This is a genomic window from Thioclava sp. UBA3469 (genome assembly GCF_002378135.1).
In the GTDB taxonomy this organism is placed as follows: Bacteria; Pseudomonadota; Alphaproteobacteria; order Rhodobacterales; family Rhodobacteraceae; genus Thioclava; species Thioclava sediminum.
On the sequence record NZ_DFRG01000122.1, the window covers coordinates 1 to 21,403 of the forward strand.

General features: G+C 65.2%; 15 protein-coding genes. 6 read left to right on the forward strand and 9 right to left on the reverse strand.

Annotated features, from left to right (window positions below; all coding sequences use genetic code 11):
• Positions 1–108: 108 nt before the first annotated feature.
• Positions 109–3,366 carry an efflux RND transporter permease subunit gene (locus B3D39_RS10025; protein ID WP_286789647.1) on the reverse strand — a complete coding sequence of 1,086 codons (3,258 nt, stop codon included), beginning with the start codon at positions 3,364–3,366 and terminating at the stop codon, positions 109–111.
• Positions 3,356–4,345, reverse strand: a complete 990-nt coding sequence (locus B3D39_RS10030) for an efflux RND transporter periplasmic adaptor subunit (protein WP_274961874.1) — start codon at positions 4,343–4,345, stop codon at positions 3,356–3,358. The genes B3D39_RS10025 and B3D39_RS10030 overlap by 11 nt, the downstream gene beginning before the upstream one ends.
• 199 nt (positions 4,346–4,544) lie before the next feature.
• Here B3D39_RS10030 and serS point away from each other — a divergent pair, with 199 nt between their 5' ends.
• Complete coding sequence (gene serS / locus B3D39_RS10035) at positions 4,545–5,834, forward strand: serine--tRNA ligase (protein WP_274961873.1); 1,290 nt, start codon at positions 4,545–4,547, stop codon at positions 5,832–5,834.
• Between the two features lie 123 nt (positions 5,835–5,957).
• The gene (locus B3D39_RS10040) at positions 5,958–6,131 is read left to right on the forward strand and encodes a hypothetical protein (protein ID WP_158522071.1); all 174 of its coding nucleotides are present in this window, start codon (positions 5,958–5,960) and stop codon (positions 6,129–6,131) included.
• Between the two features lie 83 nt (positions 6,132–6,214).
• Here the strand turns inward: B3D39_RS10040 and der are convergent, their stop codons facing one another.
• From der to B3D39_RS10055, 3 genes are all read right to left on the reverse strand, one after another.
• Positions 6,215–7,729 (reverse strand): ribosome biogenesis GTPase Der, encoded by a 1,515-nt coding sequence (der, locus tag B3D39_RS10045; RefSeq protein ID WP_274961872.1) that lies wholly within the window; start codon positions 7,727–7,729, stop codon positions 6,215–6,217.
• A gap of 49 nt (positions 7,730–7,778) precedes the next feature.
• The gene (locus B3D39_RS10050; protein WP_274961871.1) at positions 7,779–9,101 is read right to left on the reverse strand and encodes a PQQ-binding-like beta-propeller repeat protein; all 1,323 of its coding nucleotides are present in this window, start codon (positions 9,099–9,101) and stop codon (positions 7,779–7,781) included.
• A 73-nt stretch (positions 9,102–9,174) separates the two neighbouring features.
• A complete protein-coding gene (locus tag B3D39_RS10055; RefSeq protein WP_274961870.1) occupies positions 9,175–9,852 on the reverse strand; it encodes a hypothetical protein in 678 nt (225 codons plus the stop codon).
• 197 nt (positions 9,853–10,049) lie between these two features.
• Here B3D39_RS10055 and B3D39_RS10060 point away from each other — a divergent pair, with 197 nt between their 5' ends.
• Together B3D39_RS10060 and B3D39_RS10065 are read left to right on the forward strand one after the other, a co-directional pair.
• Positions 10,050–11,219, forward strand: coding sequence for an efflux RND transporter periplasmic adaptor subunit (locus B3D39_RS10060; protein WP_274961869.1), 1,170 nt, complete (start codon positions 10,050–10,052; stop codon positions 11,217–11,219).
• Complete coding sequence (locus B3D39_RS10065; protein WP_274961868.1) at positions 11,216–14,770, forward strand: efflux RND transporter permease subunit; 3,555 nt, start codon at positions 11,216–11,218, stop codon at positions 14,768–14,770. The genes B3D39_RS10060 and B3D39_RS10065 overlap by 4 nt, the downstream gene beginning before the upstream one ends.
• A 188-nt stretch (positions 14,771–14,958) precedes the next feature.
• Here the strand turns inward: B3D39_RS10065 and B3D39_RS10070 are convergent, their stop codons facing one another.
• Both B3D39_RS10070 and B3D39_RS10075 read right to left on the reverse strand, forming a co-directional pair.
• On the reverse strand, positions 14,959–16,806 hold the full coding sequence (locus tag B3D39_RS10070) for an ABCB family ABC transporter ATP-binding protein/permease (RefSeq protein ID WP_274961867.1): 1,848 nt from the start codon (positions 16,804–16,806) through the stop codon (positions 14,959–14,961).
• A 137-nt stretch (positions 16,807–16,943) separates the two neighbouring features.
• Positions 16,944–18,416: a LysM peptidoglycan-binding domain-containing protein gene (locus B3D39_RS10075; protein WP_274961866.1), complete on the reverse strand. Its 1,473-nt coding sequence runs from the start codon at positions 18,414–18,416 to the stop codon at positions 16,944–16,946.
• A gap of 135 nt (positions 18,417–18,551) precedes the next feature.
• Between B3D39_RS10075 and B3D39_RS10080 the strand changes: the two genes are divergently transcribed.
• Positions 18,552–19,106 (forward strand): TIGR00730 family Rossman fold protein, encoded by a 555-nt coding sequence (locus B3D39_RS10080; protein ID WP_078519596.1) that lies wholly within the window; start codon positions 18,552–18,554, stop codon positions 19,104–19,106.
• On the opposite strand, the gene rarD is transcribed toward B3D39_RS10080, so the two are convergent.
• Positions 19,092–20,033, reverse strand: a complete 942-nt coding sequence (rarD, locus tag B3D39_RS10085) for an EamA family transporter RarD (protein WP_274961865.1) — start codon at positions 20,031–20,033, stop codon at positions 19,092–19,094. The two genes, B3D39_RS10080 and rarD, sit on opposite strands and share 15 nt — an antisense overlap.
• A gap of 133 nt (positions 20,034–20,166) precedes the next feature.
• Here rarD and B3D39_RS10090 point away from each other — a divergent pair, with 133 nt between their 5' ends.
• Positions 20,167–21,012: a DUF1206 domain-containing protein gene (locus tag B3D39_RS10090; RefSeq protein WP_274961864.1), complete on the forward strand. Its 846-nt coding sequence runs from the start codon at positions 20,167–20,169 to the stop codon at positions 21,010–21,012.
• A 215-nt stretch (positions 21,013–21,227) separates the two neighbouring features.
• Here B3D39_RS10090 and B3D39_RS10095 read toward each other — a convergent pair whose 3' ends face one another.
• Positions 21,228–21,395, reverse strand: coding sequence for a host attachment protein (locus B3D39_RS10095; protein ID WP_414717991.1), 168 nt, complete (start codon positions 21,393–21,395; stop codon positions 21,228–21,230).
• Positions 21,396–21,403 lie beyond the last annotated feature (8 nt).

Genomic DNA, 21,403 nt, shown 5'->3' on the forward strand with positions numbered 1-21,403 from the left:
GGATATTTTCGCCAAGGCGAAGGGGGGCCGCTCCGCGATCCGATAAAGAAAAACCGCCCGCACGTCTCTCTCGTGCGGGCGGTTTTGCGTTTCAGGTTGGTGACCAGATCAGGTCTTGAAGATCCGGTAGATCGCCGGGATCACGAGCACCGTCAGCAGGGTCGAGCTGAGCAGGCCGAACAGCAGCGAGATCGCGAGCCCCTGGAAGATCGGGTCGGCCAAGATCACCACCGCACCGATCATCGCCGCGATCGCGGTCAGCAGGATCGGTTTGAAGCGGATGGCCCCTGCCTCGATCAGCACTTCTGTCGGCGATTTGCCCTCGTGGCTGCCGTGGCGGATGAAGTCCACCAGCAGGATCGAGTTGCGCACGATGATCCCCGCCAGCGCGATGAAACCGATCATCGACGTGGCCGAGAACGGCGCGTGGAAGATCCAGTGGCCGAGCATGATCCCGAGGAAGGTCAGCGGCACCGGGGTCAGGATCACCAGCGGCAGGCGGAACGAGCCGAACTGCGCGACGACGAGGATGTAGATCCCCAGAAGCGCCACGGCGAAGGCTGCGCCCATGTCGCGGAAGGTCACCCAAGTCACCTCCCATTCGCCGTCCCACAGAAGCGTCACATGGCTTTCGTCCTGTGGCTGGCCATGCAGCGATACGACCGGTTTCTCGCCCTTGGGCCAGTCCATGTTGTTGATCGCATCGTCGACGGCGAGCATCCCGTAGAGCGGCGCCTCGAACTTGCCAGCAAGCTCTGCGGTGACCATCTCGGCCTCGCGCCCGTTATGGCGGAAGATCGGATAGGACGCCTTCTCCTTGTCGACGCTGACCACGTCGCCCAGCTCCACCACGCCGCGCGCGCCGGGCAGGACATTGGCCGGGATCGGCGTCGAGAGCGTTTCCTCGTTCATCACCTTGTTCGACTTCGAACGCTCCATCACGATCGGGATCGGCTGGCGCTCCTGCCCGCGATGGGAATAGCCCACCGTGGTCGAGCCGTTCAGCATCCCCAGCGTATCCCAGACATCGCCTTCGGAGACCGAGTAGAACTCCAGATCGTCGGAATTGACGGTAGCGCGCAGCTTGTCGGGCTGGATGCCGAAGCTGTTATCCACGTCGACGATATAGGGCACCTGTTTGAAGGCGTCCTCGATCCGGCGGGCCGCGTCGCGGCGCATCTCGGGCGTCGGGCCATAGACCTCGGCCAAAAGCGTCGCGATCACCGGCGGACCCGGCGGCGGTTCGACCGTCTTCAGGCTCGCGCCTTCAGGCAGCTTGATCGCCTTGATCTTGTCGCGGATCTCCAGCGCAATCTCGTGGCTGGTGCGATCCCGTTCCCCTTTCGGCGCAAGCTGAAGCTCAACATCGCCCTGATTGGGCTGCGCGCGCAGGTAGTAGTGGCGCACGAGCCCGTTGAAGTTGAACGGCGCGGAGGTGCCCGCATGGGTCTGCACCGAGAGCACCTCGGGCAGTTTGGTCACGATCTCGGCCACTTGCTGGGCGACCGCGTCCGTGCCCTCGACCGAGGTGCCCGCAGGCATATCGACCACGACCGATAGTTCGGACTTGTTGTCGAAGGGCAGCAGTTTCACGGTGACATGCTTGGTGTAGAGCAGCCCCAGCGAGCCGAAGGACAGCACCGACACGACCAGCAGGAACAGACCCGAGCGGCCTTTGGTCTTCAGGATCGGACGCGCCACGGCGCTATACATCCGACCGAGCTTGCCGCCCGCATGTTCGCCGCCATAGGCGTCGTCATCGCCGTGATGGCCATGCAGCTGCGCCTTGCCCGCGACCTTCACCATCAGCCAGGGCGTGATGATCACCGCCACGAAGAAGGAGAAGATCATAGCCGCCGAGGCCACCGCCGGAATAGGCGACATGTAAGGCCCCATAAGGCCCGACACGAAGAGCATCGGCAGCAACGCGGCCACAACGGTCAGGGTGGCTACGATGGTGGGGTTGCCCACCTCGGCCACGGCCTCGATCGCCTTGGTCACGCGCGAGCCCGGCCCCTTCATCGCCCAGTGTCGCGCGATATTCTCGATCACCACGATGGCGTCGTCGACGAGGATACCGATCGCGAAGATCAGCGCGAAGAGCGACACCCGGTTTAGCGTGAAGCCCATGATATAGGCCGCAAACAGCGTCAGCAGGATCGTCACTGGAATGACGACTGCGACCACGATGGATTCGCGCCAGCCGATCGCGACCAGCACGAGGCCCACGATCGAGACCGTCGCGAGGCCAAGATGGAACAGCAGCTCGTTGGCCTTCTCGTTCGCGGTCTCGCCATAGTCGCGGGTAACCTTCACCTCGACATTGTCGGGGATCAGCTGGCCGTGCAGCTCGTGCACGCGGTCGAGGATATGCTCGGCCACGACCACGGCGTTGGACCCCGCGCGCTTCGCGATGGCCAACGTCACGGCAGGTGAGCGCTCGATCTTGCCATTGGCGTCGCGCTGCACATTGGAGACGATATGGTCCGAGGCGTCCGGCACATAGGACACCTTCGCGACATCGGCCACATAGACGGGGCGGTTGTCGCGCGTGGTCAGCAGAAGGCCCGCGATCTCGGAAGGCGCGGTCAGCGTCTCCCCTGCCGAGAGGCTGATCTGCTTGCCCTCATGGCGGATATTGCCGGTGTTGAAGGCGCGGTTCGCCTGCGTGACCTTGTTCGAGAGCTGCTGCAGCGTCACGCCGTAGAGCGCGAGCTTGTCGGGCTCGGGCTCGATGCGAATTTCGCTCGTGGCGTCGCCCACCAGATAGGTCAGGCCAACGTTCTGGATCTTCGTGACCTCGGTCTGCAGTTCGCGCGCGACACGGGTCAGCTCGTCGCTGTCCACCTGCGCGCCGTCCTTGCCGGTCAGCGTCAGCGAGACGATCGCCACATCGTCGATCCCGCGGCCCACGATCACCGGATCGGGGATGCCTTTCGGGATCTTGTCCATATTCGCGCGGACTTTTTCATGCACGCGCAGGATCGCGGCATCCGACGAGGTGCCGACCTTGAAGCGCGCCATCACCAGCGAATAATCGTCCTGCGTGCGCGAATAGACGTGCTCGACCTCGTTGATGCCCTGCACGATGGCTTCCATCGGCTCGGTCACCAGCTTCATCGCGTCCTGCGCCTTCAGACCCGGCGCCTGCAGGTGGATATCCACCATCGGCACGGAAATCTGCGGCTCTTCCTCGCGCGGCAGCGAGATCAGCGCGACCAGACCTACCGCGATGGCGGCGAGGATCATCAGCGGCGTCAGCGCCGAGCGGATGAAGGACTTCGTGAGTCCCCCCGCGATCCCCAGCTTGACGTGGATTTCGTCGTCTTCGGGCGTCTCGGGCCCGGTGCCTTGGTTATTGCTCATCGTTCGGCACCACCGTGTCGCCGGCGTTCAGACCGGTAAGAACTTCGACCATGTCCTGGCCGTCGATATTGACCTTAACGCCCGGCACGACCGTGCGCAGATAGGTGCCGTCCGCTTCTTTCACGCGGACGAAATCGAGCCCGGTGCGGTTGAAGACATAGTCCTGCGGGATGACAATCGCGTCACGCTCGCCCATCGGCAGCTTCACCAGAAGCCGCGCGCCGACGAAGCGCGAATCCAGATCGGGCACTTCGACATCGGCCTGCACCCGGCCGCCCTCGATCTCGGGGTAGATCTTGGCCAGCTTGCCGTCGATCTCCTTGCCGTCGGGATCGGTGATCATGATCGTGTCGCCCATGTGCAGCGTGTCGGCGTGACGCTCGGGGATCGACAGACGCAGGAAGAACCCGCCGCCGCCGATCGTCGCGATGGTCTCGCCGCCCATGATGACGGCATCTTTGGTGACCGGCACGGTCACGACCTTGCCGTCGATCGGCGCGGTCACGGTGCCGAATTCCTGCTGCTGCTCATAGACCTTGCGCTGCGCTTTCTGCGCCGCGATCTGGCCCTCGTAGACATTCACCTGCGTCTGAAGCTGATCGACATTCTGCGAGGTCGAGACGCCACGCGCCTGCAATTCCTGCCCGCGCTTGAGCTCGGTATTCGCGTTTTCCAGCTGAGCTTCGAGCGCGTTGATCTGCGCATCGACCGCGCCGATCTGATAATCGAGCGTCTGGTCGGTGATCTTGCCGATCTCCTGACCGGCTTTGACCTCGTCGCCCTCGGTCACGTCAAGCGCGGTGATCGTGCCGGAAATCCGCGCACGCGCCGCAATCGTGTTCTTTGCCTCGACCTGCCCGTAGACAGACTTCCAATCGGTCACGACCTGCGGTTCGACCGTAATCGCCCCGTCCTGCGCCAACGCGATTCCCGGCAGGATCAACGCGGCGAATGCCAACGGCAGAAGCTTCAACGTCATCTCGGGTTCCCTTCCCTTACCGGCGCGCCCCTGCGCCTGCAATTTATATTCCGGTTATTGAATATGTATTCGCCCAACAGAATACAACCACTCCAGAGGCTCGAATTCATTGACCTGTGTCATGGCCGCATCGCCGGGGGTTTTCGCTTTCACTTTCATGCGCTAAAGCCTTTCCCGCAACAGTCTTGGAGATGGTGAGATGCACGATATCCGCGCAATCCGCGAAAACCCCGAAGAATTCGACGCGCAGCTGGCGCGGCGGGGGCTCTCGCCGCTCTCGCCCGAGATTCTCGCAATGGACGAGGCGCGCCGCACGGCGATCCACGCCGCCGAGACCGCGAAAGCCGATCAGAACGCCGCGTCGAAGCAAGTCGGCGCCGCGAAGGCGAAGGGCGACGAGGCAGAATTCGAGCGCCTGCGCGCACTGGTGACCGAGAAGAAAGCCGAAGTGGCGCAGATGCAGACCGAGGCGGGCGAACTCGACGCCAAGCTGCGCGATCTGCTGATGACGATCCCGAACCTGCCGCTGGCCGATGTGCCCGATGGTGCAGATGAGGACGAGAATGTCGAAGTGAGCCGCTGGGGCACGCCGCGCGAGTTCGCCTTTGATCCGAAAGAGCATTTCGAGCTGTCCGCGGTGAGTGGCGAGATGGATTTCGAGACGGCGGCGAAGCTGTCTGGCTCGCGTTTCGTGGTGCTCAAGGGCGGCGTCGCTCGCGTCCACCGGGCGCTCGCGCAATTCATGCTCGACCTGCATGTCGACAAGCACGACCTGTCCGAGAACATCACCCCCGTGCTGGTGCGCGATGAGGCGATGATGGGCACCGGGCAACTGCCGAAATTCGCCGAGGACAGCTATCAGACCACCAATGGCTGGTGGCTGATCCCCACCGCCGAGGTGACGCTGACCAACTACGCCAATGGCGAGGTCATGGACGCCGCCGCCCTGCCCCAGCGCATGTGCGCCCATACGAACTGCTTCCGCTCGGAAGCCGGGTCCGCGGGCAAGGACACCTCGGGCATGCTGCGTCAGCACCAGTTCGAGAAGGTCGAGATGGTGACGCTCTGCACGCCCGAGAGCGCGATCGACGAGCATGAGCGCATGACCAAATGCGCCGAGGCCGTGCTGGAGGCGCTGGAGCTGCCCTATCGTCGCATCGTGCTGTGCACCGGCGACATGGGGTTCGGCGCGCAGAAGACCTACGATCTGGAAGTCTGGCTGCCGGGGCAGAACACCTATCGCGAGATTTCCTCGGTCTCCACCTGCGGCACCTTCCAGGCGCGGCGGATGAATGGGCGCTACAAGCCCGAGGGCGGCGGCAAGCCCGAATTCATCGCGACGCTGAACGGCTCGGGCCTCGCGGTCGGGCGCTGCCTGATCGCGGTGCTGGAGAACGGTCAGGAAGAGGACGGCTCGGTCACCCTGCCCGCCTGCCTGCACCCCTATCTCGGCGGCAAGACGCGCCTGGTCGACGGCAAGCTGGCCTGACACTGCGACCCGGCGACGCAAGACTCCGGGCGGGAACGTTGTTAACGTTTCCGTGTTCGAAGTGAGTCGCCGGGAGAGCTGCACATGTCCGTAACAGTCACGCACAAGCGGGATAGCGTCTTGATGAGGCGCATTCTCGAGATCGGTGAGGACCAGATCCCCGCGCAGATCATCGCGATGCGCCGGGAAAAGACGCTGTCGAAACTGATGGCGGAGATCAATGCGAGCGTGCTTTCGGACTCGACCGAAGAGCGCGCACGCGCCCAAGCGGCCCTCGACAGGCTGGGCTTTCTGTAAAGCCGTCGGCATCGCCGAAACGAAAAACGCCCGCCGGAGATTTCGACATCTTCCGGCGGGCGTTTTCTTTTAGGATTAAAGGCTTACTCGCCCTTCTTCGCCTCGCGCGCTTTACGCGCCGATTCCTTGTGGGCGGAGCGCTTCTTCGCATCGACGTGCTTTTTCAGGCGCGACGGGATCGACTTCTTGCGATCCTTGTAGGGGTTCGTCTTGCCCTGATCGCGCATGTAGAGGCGGATCGGCGTGCCCGGCATGTCGAAGCTCTCGCGCAGACCGTTGACCAGATAGCGCTCGTAGCTTTCCGGGATCTTGTCGGTATGGGTCGATTTCACCACGAAGCCCGGCGGGCGGGTCTTCGCCTGCGTGATGTAGCGCAGCTTGATCCGACGGCCGCCGGGAGCTGGCGGCGGGTGCGCCTCGGTCATCGCGGTCAGCCAGTTGTTAAGTTTCGCGGTCGGCACGCGGCGGTTCCAGACCTCATGGGCCTTCAGGATCGCACTGTGCAGCCGGTCGAGCCCCTTGCCGGTCTTGGCCGAGACGGTCACCAGCGGTGCGCCTTTCAGCTGCGGCAGCAGGCGCTCGAACGCCTCGCGCAGCTCTTTCAGCTTCTCGGGCTTGTCTTCTTCGAGGTCCCATTTGTTCGCAGCAACCACAACGGCGCGCCCCTCAGTCTCGGCGAAATCGGCGATCCGGAGGTCCTGCGTTTCGAAGGGAATATTCACGTCGAGCAGCACCACGACGACCTCGGCGAAGCGCACGGCGCGCAGACCGTCGGCCACACTCAGCTTCTCGACCTTGTCGGTGACGCGGGCCTTTTTACGCATCCCCGCCGTGTCCCAGATCCGCATCGGCGTGCCCATGAAATCGGCAGTGACCGAGATCGCATCGCGGGTGATGCCGGCCTCGGGGCCGGTCAGCAGGCGGTCTTCGTTGAGGATCTTGTTGATCAGCGTCGACTTGCCCGCATTCGGGCGCCCGATCACGGCAAGCTGCAGCGGCTTCGTGGCGGAGGGCGGCTGGTAGGCGGGGATGTCGCCTTCCTCGAGCTCGTCCTCGATCACGATATCGGTGACGGGGGCGTTCGCGGCATTGCGCTCGGCGAATTCGTCGGCCAGCGGCACCAGCGCGGTGTAGAGATCGTCGAGACCTTCGCCATGCTCAGCCGAGATCCGCAGCGGCTCGCCCAGACCAAGGCTCCAGGCCTCCATCGCGCCCGCATCGCCTGCCGCCCCTTCGGCCTTGTTGGCCGCGAGGATGACGTTGGCGTTCTTCTTGCGCAGGATATCGGCGAAAATCTCGTCGGCGGGCGTCACACCCACGCGCGCGTCGATCATGAAGAGGCAGATATCGGCCTCTTCCACGGCGCGCTCGGTCAGGCGGCGCATCCGGCCTTGAAGGCTGTCGTCTTCGGCCAGTTCCAGACCGGCCGAGTCGATCACGATGAAACGCAGATCGCCCAGACGCGCATCGCCCTCGCGCAAGTCGCGCGTGACGCCGGGCATGTTATCGACAAGCGCGAGTCGCTTGCCGACAAGCCGGTTGAACAGCGTCGATTTTCCGACATTCGGGCGGCCCACGATGGCCAGGGTAAAGCTCATGATGCCCTCCTTGGGCGGTCGTAAGCGGCCCCCTTACACCCTAAAGGGCTCACTGAAAAGCGTGCAGTTTCCCATCGCCGCCGACGACGTAGAGGGTGCGCCCCGCCACGACCGGATCGGTCGCAGCCCCGCCCGGGATCTTCGCCTGACCGATCAGGCTGCCGTCGATCGGGCTGAAGACGCGTAGCACGCCGTCGGAAGACGCGACGAACAGCTTGTTGCCCGCGAGAACCGGACCGTAGCTCGCGACGATGTCGCGCTGCCGCTTCGGCTTGTCCTTGGTGTAATAGGGCAGATCCGTGGACCAGATCTGATCGCCGGTCTTGGCATCGAGACGCACGATCTTGCCCTGATCGGAAACGAGGAAGATCGAGCCGCCCGCAACCTGCACGGGGCTGTTGGCCCCTTCGGTCGCGGTCCAGATCCGCTCTCCGGAATTCACGTCGAACGCCGCCAGCTTGCCCGCCGAGGAACCCGCATAGACGGTATCGCCCACCACGACCGGATCGCCGGTCAGATCGACGATATTGGCATAGCCCACGCCCGGACGTGCGCCCGGCACTTTGGAGTTCCACATCTGCATACCGCTTTGCGGCAGGACGCCGCTCAGGAAGCCCGAGGAGAACGGGAAGATCACCATACGATCGGTCACCGCAGGCGAGGAGACGCCGGTCATGCCCGACGCCGACGGCGCACCCGGCACCTGCCAGATTTCCTTGCCGTCGCTCGCGCGGATCGCCCAAGCCGAGGAATCGCGTGCGACCACATAGACCACGCCGTTCTTCACGGTCGGCGCACCGCCGATACCTGCGTCGAAATATTGCCGCCACTTGATGCCGCCGGTGGCTGCGTCGATTGCGACGAGCTCGGCGAAATCGGAGGTCACGTAGACCGTGCCGTTGGCATAGGCCACGCCGCCGCCCGAAGCATCGCCCTGACGGTCGCCCGGAGGCGTGATGTCGGTCTGCCAGACGCGCCCGCCATTCGTCGCGGTCGCAGTGACACGGGCCTGACTGTCGAGCGTATAGACCTTGCCGCCACCCACGATCGGATCGGCGGTGATGCGGTAGCGACGCGCATTGCCCGAACCGATATCGGCGGACCAGACCGGCGTCGTGCCGTTTCCGAGCGCCGCGTTGAACAGGCTATGGGTGGCCGAGCCAGCCCGCTGCGGCCACTCGGCATTGCCCACCTGACGCGGCAGCGAGATCGGCAGCGACTGCTGGGCCGGCGCATCGGCCAGCGGCAGCCCCTCTTCGGCGCGCAGCGCGTCGCGGGGCGAGAGACGCTCGCCGGGGAGGATCGTTTCCTTGGTACAGCCTGCCACGAAAGCCGCCACACTCAGCACGCAGATCGTCTTGCTCAGCTTCACGCCCGTTCCCCCTGCCTGTCTCGGCTCTCTTGCAGTGCCCGCACGCCCGATAAAGACGCGCCGGTTCAACCCTTTACTCTTGCGGTGCCGGAGCGGTCTGCCCCGGCTGGGTCGGCACTTCGCCACCCAGCGCCACAATCAACTCTGTCGCGCGTTGTTGCAAGCCCGGCGTGAGGCCGGCGTCCTGAAGAATTTGCTGGGCGATCGAGATCGCGCCGTCCGTGTCTCCGGACGCGACGGCTGCGGCTGCCTGCTGCTCCATCGCCAGAAGGCGGTAGGGCGCGCCGGGGGTCGCCAGTTCCTGCAGCGTCGCGTCGCGCTTGGCCGCATCCATCTTGTCGCCCACCGCGATCACCGCCTTGAGCTTCGCGAGATCGCTGATCGAGCGCGGCAGGCCCTGCTCGGCGCTTACCGCGTCGAAGAACTTGATCGCCTCGTCGGGCTTGCCCGCCTCGATCGCGGCGTCGCCCTGCATGATCTTGAGAACCGCGGTGCGGCCGGGACCGTCGGGCGTGATCTTGGCCAGGTCGGCGCTGGTGGCGTCACCGTTCACGGCCGCCATTACCTGATCGCCAAAGGCGCGCGCATCGGCCTCGGTCTTTTCCTTCTGCCACGCATTCCAAGCGGTGCCGCCGACGATCGCGAGGATGATTACCGCGCCGATCCAGCCCCATTTCTTGAATGCCGCCCAGAGCTTGTCCTGACGCACGGCATCGGTGACTTCGTCGATGAAACTGTCGGTATCACTCACGCGCGGGTCTCCTCGTAGCTTTGGCGCCCCTCTTACACGGCTCCCCCGGCGCTGCCAAGGGCCGCACGAACCGCTCTGGTCACGCGGGTCCCTGAGGAATGCAAGCCTTGAGATCACGCGCCGCTCTCGGTAAGTTGAACGCTGCGGTTCAGTCCCCATTTTGGCGAGACGCCGTGCCCACATACAGGAGCCCGCCGATGCGTCCGGTCCCGATCCTTAACGCGATCCTCGTTCTTGTCGCGCTCTACCTTCTGGTGTTCGAGCGCGACCGCCTGATGGGCTATCTCGGCGATGCCGCTACGCCTGCCGAGCAAGCGCAGCAGGTCGAGGAGACCGGCACCCCCGCCGTGCCGGTGCAGGCGATGGTCTCGACCGCGCAGCCGCTCGATCAGGGCGTTCTGACGCGCGGGCAGACCGAGGCCGCGCGCCGCGTGGAGGTGCGCTCCGAGACGACGGGCAAGGTGATTTCCGAGCCGCTCGGCAAGGGCGCGCAGGTGGAAAAGGGGCAACTGCTGTGCAAGCTCGATCCCGGCACGCGGCCGGCCGCACTGGCCGAAGCGCAGGCCCGGCTGGCCGAGGCGCGGCTCAACGCCACCGCCGCCGAGAAACTGAAAGAAGGCGGCTACCGGTCGGAAACCTCCACCGCCTCCGCGCAATCGGCCCTCGAAGCGGCCAGCGCCGCCGTCGGGGCCGCGCAGACGGAACTGGCGCGGCTCGAGATCACCGCGCCCTTTGCCGGGATGATCGAGGAAGACACCGCCGAACTCGGATCGCTGCTCTCGGCGGGCGGGCTGTGCGCCACCGTGATCCAGCTCGATCCGATCAAGCTGGTGGGCTACGTCCCTGAAACCGAGATCGACCGTGTGCAATCCGGCGCGATGGTCGGCGCACGGCTTGCGACCGGGCGCGAGGTGATGGGCAAGGTCACTTTCGTCTCGCAATCGGCGGATGCCGCCACGCGCACCTTCCGTATCGAGGCCGAAGCGCCCAATGGCGACCATTCGATCCGCGAAGGGCAGACAGTCGAGATGATCGTCGCCGCCGATGGGACCAAGGCACATTTCCTGCCCGCCTCCGCGATGACGCTGAACGATCAGGGCAAGCTGGGTGTGCGGCTCGCGGTGGACGGCGTGGCCCGTTTCGCCCCGGTCGACTTCCTGCGTGACACGCCCGAGGGCGTCTGGCTGGCGGGCCTGCCGGAGAGCGCGACGGTGATCGTGGTCGGACAGGACTATGTCACCGAGGGCTCGCCTGTGGCCGTGACCCTCGTCGATCACGCGCCGGGCGATGCCACCAATGACACGCCCGCCCCCATGACGCCCGCCCCGCAAACCGATGGCGGTGCCGCAGACGGGGCCGCGCAATGACCGGCATCGTCGATTGGGCCGCAGCACGCGCGCGGATGGTGATCGCCTTCGTGGCGATCTCGATTCTCGCGGGGCTGACCGCCTATCTGAGCCTGCCAAAGGAGGGCGAGCCGGATATCGAGATTCCGATGCTGTTCATCTCGGTCCCCTTCCCCGGCATCTCGGCCACCGATTCCGAGAAGCTGCTGGTCAAGCCGATGGAGACCGAACTGGCCGGGCTCGACGGTCTGGACAAGATGACCGGCATCGCGAAGGAGAATTACGCGGGGCTGATGCTCGAATTCGACTTCGGCTGGGACAAGACGAAAATCATCGCCGATGTGCGCGATGCGATGAACACCGCCGAGGGCAAGTTCCCGGATGGGGCCGAGAAATATTCGATCAACGAGATCAATTTCTCGGAGTTTCCGATCGTCGTGGTGACGCTGTCGGGCAATGCGCCCGAACGCACCCTGCAGCAGCTCGCCCGCGAATTGCAGGACGAGGTCGAGGGGCTGGAGCCGGTGCTGGAAGCCCAGATCGCAGGCCAGCGCGACGAGATGCTGGAAGTCGTGATCGATCCGCTCAAGCTCGAGGCCTATAACGTCACCGCGCCCGAGCTGATCAATGTCGTGCAAGCCAATAACCAACTGATCGCGGCAGGCGAAGTCGAGACCGATGGCGGCGCGTTCTCAGTGAAGATCCCCGCGACCTTCGAAACCGCGCAAGATGTCTATGCGCTGCCGGTGAAGAAGAACGGCGAGAGCGTCGTGACGCTGGGCGATCTGGCCGATATCCGCCTGACCTTCGAGGACCGCACCGGCACCGCGCGCTTCAACGGCGAGCCGACGGTGGCGCTGCAGATCGTCAAGCGCAAGGGCTACAACGTCATCGACACGGTGGACCTGCTGCGCAAGACCGTGGCCGAGACCGAGAGCAAATGGCCCGAGCCGCTGCAGCGCGCCGTCGATGTGGGGATCTCGCTCGATCAATCCAAAACCGTGGGCGCGATGGTGAGCCAGCTCGAAGGCTCGGTGCTGACCGCGATCGCGCTGGTGATGATCGTGGTGCTGGCGACGCTGGGCACGCGCTCGGCGCTGCTGGTGGGCTTCGCAATCCCGACGTCGTTCCTGCTGACCTTCCTGCTGCTGGGCGCGATGGGCGTGCCGATCTCGAATATCGTGATGTTCGGCCTGATCCTCGCGGTGGGGATGCTGGTCGATGGCGCGATCGTCGTGGTGGAATATGCCGACAAGCGGATCTCAGAAGGCTCCGGCCCGATGGCCGCCTATACGGAAGCCGCCAAGCGCATGTTCTGGCCGGTGGTGTCGTCAACGGCGACCACGCTGTGTGCCTTCCTGCCGATGCTGTTCTGGCCGGGCGTGCCGGGCGAGTTCATGGGGATGCTGCCGGTCACGATCATCTTCGTGCTCTCGGCCTCGCTGGTCGTGGCGCTGATCTACCTGCCCGTCGTGGGCGGCGTCGCGGGCCGGATGAGCCGCCGTCTCGACATGGGCGCGCGCGTCATCAAAGGCTGGCCTTACGCGCTGCGCCTGCTGCTTGCCGTGATCTCGGCCGGACTCGTCTTCCTCGGCGCGCTCCTGACACTCAACCCGGCCTTCTTCTCGGGCACGCATACCGCCTCGGGCAATCTTCTGGCCTCGCTGCCCGGCGTGATCCTCTTCGTGATAGCTACGCTGCTCAGCTCAATCACCTTCACGGCGGCCAAGCCGCAAGGCAAACCGAAGCCCATCGAGGCGGGCTATCGCCGCCGCCCCTTCGGCTATTTCACCGCCGCCATCGCAGGCAATCCGATCATGCCGCTGATCGTGGTCGCGGTCATCGTGACCGGCGTCGTCATGACCTTCGGCTATTACGGCAAGAACAACAACGGCACACAGTTCTTCACCGATAGCGAGGTGGAGCAGGCGATCGTCTATATCCGGGGCCGCGGCAACCTCTCGCTGGCAGAGAAGGACGCGCTGCTGCAGGAAGCCGAAAACATGGTGATCGGCACGCCCGGCGTGGGCGCGGTCTTCTCCTTCGCGGGCGAAGGCGGGCTGAACCAGAACAATGGCGGGGCCAGCGCGCCGCGCGACACGATCGGCCAGATTCAGGTCGAGATGATCCCTTGGGCCGAGCGCAAGGACGACCCGGCGCTCGATGGCGATGTGGTGATGGAGAAGATCATGGCGAAGATCGCCACGATCCCCGGCATCCAGTCCGAATATCTCGCGCAGGATCGCGGGCCGTCCTCCGGCAAGCCGATCCAGTTGCGGCTCGAGGGCGACGATTTCGCAGCGCTCGACGAGGCCGTGCGCCAAGTCGAGGCGCATATGGCGGATATGACGGGCGTCACCGCGATCGAAGACACCCGCCCCCTGCCCGGCATCGACTGGGTGATCGACGTAGACGTGACCCGCGCGGGCCGTTTCGGCGCGGATGTGGCGACCGTGGGCGGCATGGTGCAACTGGTGACGCGCGGCATCCTGCTCGACACGATGCGCGTGCCCTCGTCTGACGAGGAGATCGAAATCCGCGTGCGCCTGCCCGAGGAAGACCGGGTTCTCTCGACCCTCGACACGCTGAAGCTGCGCACGTCCGAGGGGCTGGTGCCGCTCGCGAATTTCATCACCCGAACGCCAGCCCCCAAGCTGGGCCAGATCGACCGGATCGACCAGACCCGCTATTACGACATCAAGGCGGGGGTCGAAGAGGGCCTCACCAATGACGACGGCCAGCCGATCACCGGCAACGAGCGGATCGCGGCACTCGGGGAATGGCTCGATACCGAGGCCACCCTGCCCCCCGGCGTCAGCTACGAATGGTCCGGCGATCTGGTCGAGCAGAACGAGAGCCAGGACTTCCTGATGACCGCCTTCGGCGGCGCGCTGGCGCTGATGTTCGTGATCCTGCTCGCGCAGTTCAACAGCTTCTATAATTCGGTGCTGGTGCTGCTGGCGGTGGTGCTGTCCACGGCAGGCGTGCTGATCGGGATGCTGGTGATGGGCCAGCAATTCTCGATCATCATGACCGGCGTGGGCATCGTCGCGCTGGCGGGGATCGTGGTGAACAACAACATCATCCTGATCGATACCTATCAGGAATTCTCGCGCTATATGCCCGAACTCGAGGCGATCATCCGCACCGCCGAGGCCCGCCTGCGGCCCGTGCTGCTGACCACGATCACCACGATGGCGGGGCTTGCGCCGATGATGTTCGGCCTGTCGCTCGATTTCTTCAATGGCGGCTATTCGATCGACAGTCCGACGGCGCTCTGGTGGAAGCAACTGGCGACGGCGGTGGTGTTCGGCCTTGGCACTGCGACCGTGCTGACGCTGATTCTGACGCCCGCGCTGCTGGCGATCCGGGTCTGGTTCAACACCGGCGCCTATCGCGGGACCAAGGCGCTTTCGGCGCTGATGCAGGGCATCGACAGCCGGGCCGCGCGCGACCTCGCGCTGGAACGTGCGATGCGCAAGTTGCGTGGCCGCGAGATCATCTGGGAGGATGGCGAACCCGAAGGCGGCGTGAAGCCGCATCTGGTGACACGGCCCGACGCGGCGGAGTGAGCACAAAGGGGCGCGCCCGGCCCTCGGGTGGGCGCGTCGCATCGCCCGTGGCTGGCGTGGCGCTTTATCGTGCAAGCCCGCAAGTCGGTCGTGCCCGCAATCTCCTCGCCAATGCGCCCTCCCGGGGGGAGAGTCGGGCGCGGCCCGGGACTAGTCGCCCCGAGCCGAGAGGGCTGACAACGGAAGGCTTACGCCGCCCCTTGCTCCGCCTCGTCTTCCTCTTCCGCCGATTGCCGCGCCCACATCGAGGCGTAGCGCCCGCGCTGTGCCAGCAGTTCCTCGTGGCGCCCGCGCTCGATGATCTCGCCCTTGTCGAGCACGAGGATCTGATCAGCATCCGCGATGGTCGACAGACGGTGCGCGATGGTGATCACGGACCGCCCCTCGCCCATCGCCTTCAGGCTCATCTGGATGTCGCGCTCGGTCTGCGTATCGAGCGCCGAGGTCGCCTCGTCCAGAAGCAGGATCGGCGGGTTCTTCAGGATCGTGCGCGCGATACCCACCCGCTGCTTCTCGCCGCCAGAAAGCTTCAGACCCCGCTCGCCCACGGCCGTGTCATAGCCTTCGGGCAGGCTGAGCACGAAGTCATGGATGCGCGCGGCCTTCGCGGCCGCCACGATCTCTTCGTCCGACGCATCGGCGCGCCCATAGGCGATATTGTAGCGGATCGTGTCGTTGAAGAGGACGGTATCCTGCGGCACCACGCCGATCGATTGCTGCAGGCTCTCCTGCGTCACATCGCGCAGGTCCTGATCGTCGATGCGGATCGCGCCGCCGGTCACCTCGTAGAAACGGAACAGCAGGCGCCCGATCGTGGATTTGCCCGAACCCGAGGGCCCGACCAGCGCCACGGTCTGGCCAGCGGGCACGTCGAAGGAAATCCCCTTCAGGATCGGCCGCGTCGGGTCATAGGCGAATTCGACATGGTCGAAGCTGATATGCCCGCCTTTCACTTTCAGAACGTCCGCGTCTTCCTTGTCCTGAATTTCGGCCGGTTGCTGCAACAAATCGAACATTTCGCCCATATCGACCAGCGCCTGCCGGATCTCGCGATAGACCGTGCCGAGGAAGCCCAGCGGCATGGTGATCTGGATCATGTAGGCCTGCACCATGACGAAATCGCCGACCGTCAGCGTGCCCGCCTGCACCTGCATCGCGGCCATGACCATCACCGTCACGAGCCCGATCGTGATGATCAGCGTCTGGCCCGCATTGAGCGCCGCGAGCGACTGGCCGGTCTTCACCGCCATCGACTCGTAGCCCTTCATCGACTCGTCGTAGCGTTCCGCCTCGCGCTTGGCCGCGCCAAAATATTTCACCGTCTCGAAGTTCAGCAGGCTGTCGATCGCCTTCTGGTTCGCCGCCGTATCGGCCTTGTTCATCTCGCGCCGGATGTTCACGCGCCACTCGGTGACCTTGAAGGTGAACTTGATATAGGCCGCGATGGTGACCAGCACGACCGCCGCGTAGCGCCAGTCGAAGACCACCGCGAAGATGATCGCCACCAGCGTCAGCTCGACGATCAGCGGGCCGACTGAGAACAGCATGAAGCGCAGCAGGAACTCGACGCCTTTCACCCCGCGTTCGATGATCCGGCTGAGGCCGCCGGTCTTGCGGGTGATGTGATAGCGCAGGCTCAGCTGATGCATATGGGTGAAGGTCTGCAGCGCCAGATGGCGCAGCGCGCGTTGCGCCACCTTCACGAAGATCGCATCGCGCAGCTCGCCGAAAGCCACGGTCATCAGGCGCGCGACGCCATAGGCCACGGTGATCGCCACCGCCCCCATGCCAAGCGCCCAGGCCGCCGAGGTGCCCTCGCCCGACAGCGCGTTGACCGCCTCGCGATAGACGAAAGGCGTCGAGACCGAGATGATCTTGGCGATAACCAGCATCACCATCGCGAAGACGACGCGGCGCTTCACCCACGGGGCTTCATGCGCCCAGAGATAGGGCAGCACCGCGCGGATCGTGCGCCAGCCGCGGGCGCGTTCCTCGGCATTCATCTTGCCCTTGGTCGTGATCTGTGCCGGAGGCATCGCGCCCTCCTCTTCCTCTTGGCGAAAATATCCCGGGGGCTCCCGTCAGGGAGCGGGGCAGCGCCCCTCACCGGTCAAACCTGCGCGCAACCTACTCGGCGGCGCGCAGGAGTCCAGCCATGCAAGCGGTCTGTGCGCTACTGCGCAGCCTCGGCGGGCTGCGCATCGGGGGCGGGAATATTGAAGACCTGCCCCGGATAGATCAGGTCGGGGTCGCGGATCTGGTCGCGATTGGCATCGAAGACCCGCACATAGAGGAACCCGTCGCCATAGACCTCGCGTGCGATCGCCCAGAGCGTATTGCCCTTCACGATCTGCACCACTTTCACCGCGTCGCCGACCTCTCCGGTCGCGCGCACCGAAGCCGCCTGCGCACCGGTCGGATCGGCGGCGCTCGCCACGAGAATCTCGTCGGGTTGGTCGAAGCCGGTCTCGGCCCGTGCGACCACCTTGCCGGACGCATCCTGCGCATCGATCCGCAGCTTATGCTCGCCCGTGCCCAAGCCAGGCAGGCTGAGCGACCAGCGCCCATCCGCGCCCGGCTGCGCCTCGGCGACGAGCGTGTCGTCGAGATAGGCCGACAGCGTCGTGCCCTCGGGCGCGCCGCGCCCTTCGCTGCGCGCGACCTCGCCCGAGCCGAAGGAGATCGTGTCGATCACCAGATCGTCGCTTTTCGGAGCGAGCAGCCGCGCGCCATCGGCATCCGCGATGAGCGGTGCTGCCGGCGGCGTGGGTGTGGAGGGGGCCGCGTCGGTCCCGGTTGCGGCGGACGCGCCTGCGTCAGTGCCGGTCATCGCCGCACCATCTGTCGCCGAAGCCGTCGCCCCGGCGCTACCATCTGTCGCACCATTCGCTGCCATTCCGGAGGTCGCGCTCTCACCTGCCGAAGCAAGGCGCTCCTGTTTCGGCTGGCCGCGCAGCACGAGCGTCTCGGCACTGTCGCGCGAGGTGCCATCGGCGCCGGTCACGCGCAGCGAGAGCGCGCGCGGGCCATCGGAAGGCGGCAGATCGAAGAGCGAGGCGAAGCTGCCACCGCCATCGGCCTGCGTGCTCGCCACGACTTTCCCGTCCACCAGAATATCGAGCGTGGCCCCCGGCTCGGCCCGACCGGCGAGCGTCACCGAACCGTCGGGCGCGGCGCGCAGCGCATCGAATTGCACTTGGGCGAGCGGCTTGCCGTCCGCTGCCGCCTTTGCAGTGGTGCTGTCAGCCCCCATCTCAGTCCCGGTGGCGGACTCCGCGGCCGTAGCCTCCGCGCCCTGACCGTCGACCGTTTCAACCAGCTTATCGGTGGGCTCCTCTGCCAGCGGAGCCACGGCACTCGCCGCCTCTTCCGCTTCCTGAGCCACGGTTTCCACGCTTTGCTTTTGCGGTGCGGCGGTGCCAGAGGCCGTCTCCGCGCCCCCCTCCTGTGTCGGTTGCGGCGCCCCTGCGGAACCGGTCGCGGCAGTCGTATCTGTCCCCGATGGCTGCGTCCCTTCGCGTTCCACCGGGCGCAGCACGCCCCAAAGCACCAGCCCCAAGACCACGAGGAGCAGCGCGACCGCCCCCCCTTTCACCGCCCCGAGCCCGGTGCTCTCGACTGGTTGATCCGTCACGTTTTCATTCATTTAAGTCCCGCCTTCACGTCATCCCTCGGGGCCTGCCGCCTGTTCTTATGTGCGGCTAGGTCACCCGGTCCCTTGAGGGAACTTAGCAACCCCGGTATCACCGCTCAATAACAATGCATTTTCGGAGACACCGTCATGACCCTTCCCCGTTCCGTCTGTGTCTATTGCGGCTCTCGTTCGGGCGCGAAGCCTGCTTATGCGGCAGCAGCGCAGGAAACCGGAGAGATGCTCGCCGCGCGCGACTGGCAGCTGGTCTACGGCGCGGGCGATGTCGGGCTGATGGGAGAGGTCGCGCGCGCGGCGCAAACCGCGGGTGGGCGCACCTTCGGCGTGATCCCCGAGCATCTCTTCCCGCGCGAGGTCGGCAAGCGCGACCTGACCACCTTCGTCGTCACCGAGACGATGCACGAGCGCAAGAAGGTGATGTTCATGAATGCCGATGCGGTGGTGGTGCTGCCGGGCGGTGCGGGCTCGCTCGATGAGCTGTTCGAAGTGCTGACATGGCGCCAGATCGGCCTGCATGAGAAGCCGATCTATCTGCTCAATATCGAGGGCTACTGGGCCCCGCTCGAGGCGCTGATCGACCATATCATCGGCGAGGGCTTCGCGGATGCGTCGCTGCGCGAGCTGGTCGTGACGGTCGATAGCGTGGCGGAGCTGGAAAGCGCGCTCGTCTCAGCTTTCGCCTAAACCGCGCTGCGTGGCGGGCTGTGCCGCAGGCTGCGGGCGGCGCATCCGCAGGTTGGCGCTGGAATAGAGCGCGAGCGCCGTCCAGATCAGCCCCAGCGCAATCGCGTGCCAGATCGTGACCGTCTCGCCGAAGGCAAGCGTCGCCACCGCGAATTGCAGTGTCGGGTTGAGATATTGCACCAGCCCCACGGTCGCCATCCGCACGCGCTGCGCCGCATAGGCAAACAGCAGCAAAGGCGTACCGGTCAGCGGGCCGGAGAAGATCAGAAGCAGCGTCGTCTTCCAGTCGCCGCCGAAATGGCCCGCGCCGGGCGCGCTGCCCCACCAACCCGCGTGATAGCCCCAGAGCACGATCAAAGCGACCGGCGAGAGCAACAGCACCTCGGCGCAGACCGAGACCATCGGACCTGCGCGCAGCCCCTTCTTGATCAGCCCGTAAGTGCCGAAAGTCGCGGCAAGGATCAACGAGACCCAAGGCGCCACGCCCAGCCCGATCGTCAGGACGATGACCGCCGTGGCCGCCAGCGCGACCGCCATCCATTGCCGCGTGCTCAGCGCCTCGCGATAGACGATCAGCCCGAGGACGACGGCGACGAGCGGGAAGATGTAATAGCCAAGCGACGCCTGCACCGCATGGCCGAAATGGACCGACCAGATGAAGGTGAACCAGTTGGCCGAGATCATAAACGCCGCTGTCGCGATCACCAGCGATCCGCGCCCGCGACGTTCCGCCAGCGCGACCCAAAGCTCGCCAAGGCGGCCTTTCAGCCCGAGGATCACCGCGAAGAACAGGAAGGACCAGAGCGTGCGATGGGCAAGCACCTCGATCGGCGGCATCCCGTCGAGCATTTTGTAATAAAGGCCCGACAGCCCCCAGATGACGCAGGCCGTCACCATCGCCCAGAAGCCCTTGACCGCCTCGTTCATCGAAATTCCCTTCTCTCAACCGCGCGACCCTGACCGATTGGCGGGCGAAAGGAAAGGCCGCGCCTCACGGGAACCTGTGCGCTTGTCCACGCATTGGGTCTGCGTCAATTCACAGTACCGAGAGAGACCGCCAATGTCCGCTACAGACAGCCACGACCCCGACGATTTCGCTTGGGCAGTGCCCGTGATGCGCACGGGATACGGGGGGCGCGGGCTGGTCTATCTCGTCGTCGCCGGAGTCTCGCTCTGGTCGCTGTTTCATGGCGGCAGTGCCGAGGGCACCAAGCAGGTGCTCGAGAAGCTGTCGAGCGGCTGGGGCGCCGTGCTGCTGGTCGCTATCGCGCTCGGCATGGCGGCTTACGCGATCTGGCGTGTGGTCGATGCGGTTTGGGACCTCGAAGCCTATGGCGATGACATCAAAGGCTGGTTCGCGCGGATCGGCCTCGTCGTAAGTGGCCTCGTCCATCTCGGCATCGGCGGTATCGCCGTGACGACTCTGGTCGCCCGCGCCAGCGGCGACAACGGGACGAGCAAACTGGTCTCCACGATCCTGAGCGCACCGATGGGACGTATCGCGCTTGGCGTCATCGGGCTGATCGTGATCGGCGCGGGCGGCTACTATCTCTATAAGGGGATCACCAAGGCCTACCTGAAACATCTGCAAGCCAACGAGGTCACCCGGCGCGCCAATATCGTGCTGCAGGCGGGGCTTGTAGCGCAGGGCGTGGTGATCGCGATCATGGGCGCGCTGATCGTCTATGCCGCTTATAGCTACGATCCCTCCAGCGCGGGCGGCCTCGGCAAGGTGTTCGACTGGCTGCGCGGACACCCGTTCGGGCAGTTCTTAACCGGGGCGATCTGCGTGGGCCTTCTCGGGTTCGCCGTGTTCTGCTTCGTCAACGCCGTCTATCGGATCGTACCGCGCGCCAGCGACCCCGATATCGAAACGCTCAAGCAGAGCCTCGAGAGCGACGACTGAGCCGCCTCGTTCTTCCCCATCCATCAAACGCCGCGCGGATCTCGCGCGGCGTTTTTGCGTCGCTCGACAGACGGTCGGAGACGCATGGCTGGTTGAACGATCGGTGGCGCTAGGACCGCCAGCGGAAAGCCCACCACTACCCTCTCAAGCCCCAATGAAAAAGCGCCGCGCGAGACCCGCACGGCGCTTTTCCTGTCATCTTGGCGAGGCGCGGCTCAGGCGGTCGCGAGCTCTTCCTTCACCAGCTTCTCGATCTCGTCGCGCGGGTGATTGGTCAGCGTCTTGTCGATCTCGGCCACCACCACATCGGAGACTTCCTTATGCAGTGCAGAACGGATCTCGCCCAGGACGCGCGGCGCCGCAACGATCACCAGCCGCTCGATCCGGCCCT

Bases quoted from the DNA above. Each gene is read 5' to 3' on its own strand.
- B3D39_RS10080 (WP_078519596.1), top strand. From the start codon at position 18,552: ATGACCCTTCCCCGTTCCGTCTGTGTCTATTGCGGCTCTCGTTCGGGC.
- B3D39_RS10090 (WP_274961864.1), top strand. From the start codon at position 20,167: ATGTCCGCTACAGACAGCCACGACCCCGACGATTTCGCTTGGGCAGTG.
- B3D39_RS10040 (WP_158522071.1), top strand. From the start codon at position 5,958: ATGAGGCGCATTCTCGAGATCGGTGAGGACCAGATCCCCGCGCAGATC.
- B3D39_RS10030 (WP_274961874.1), bottom strand. From the start codon at position 4,345: ATGACGTTGAAGCTTCTGCCGTTGGCATTCGCCGCGTTGATCCTGCCG.
- rarD (WP_274961865.1), bottom strand. From the start codon at position 20,033: ATGAACGAGGCGGTCAAGGGCTTCTGGGCGATGGTGACGGCCTGCGTC.
- B3D39_RS10070 (WP_274961867.1), bottom strand. From the start codon at position 16,806: ATGCCTCCGGCACAGATCACGACCAAGGGCAAGATGAATGCCGAGGAA.
- B3D39_RS10025 (WP_286789647.1), bottom strand. From the start codon at position 3,366: ATGAGCAATAACCAAGGCACCGGGCCCGAGACGCCCGAAGACGACGAA.
- B3D39_RS10065 (WP_274961868.1), top strand. From the start codon at position 11,216: ATGACCGGCATCGTCGATTGGGCCGCAGCACGCGCGCGGATGGTGATC.
- B3D39_RS10060 (WP_274961869.1), top strand. From the start codon at position 10,050: ATGCGTCCGGTCCCGATCCTTAACGCGATCCTCGTTCTTGTCGCGCTC.
- B3D39_RS10075 (WP_274961866.1), bottom strand. From the start codon at position 18,416: ATGAATGAAAACGTGACGGATCAACCAGTCGAGAGCACCGGGCTCGGG.
- der (WP_274961872.1), bottom strand. From the start codon at position 7,729: ATGAGCTTTACCCTGGCCATCGTGGGCCGCCCGAATGTCGGAAAATCG.
- serS (WP_274961873.1), top strand. From the start codon at position 4,545: ATGCACGATATCCGCGCAATCCGCGAAAACCCCGAAGAATTCGACGCG.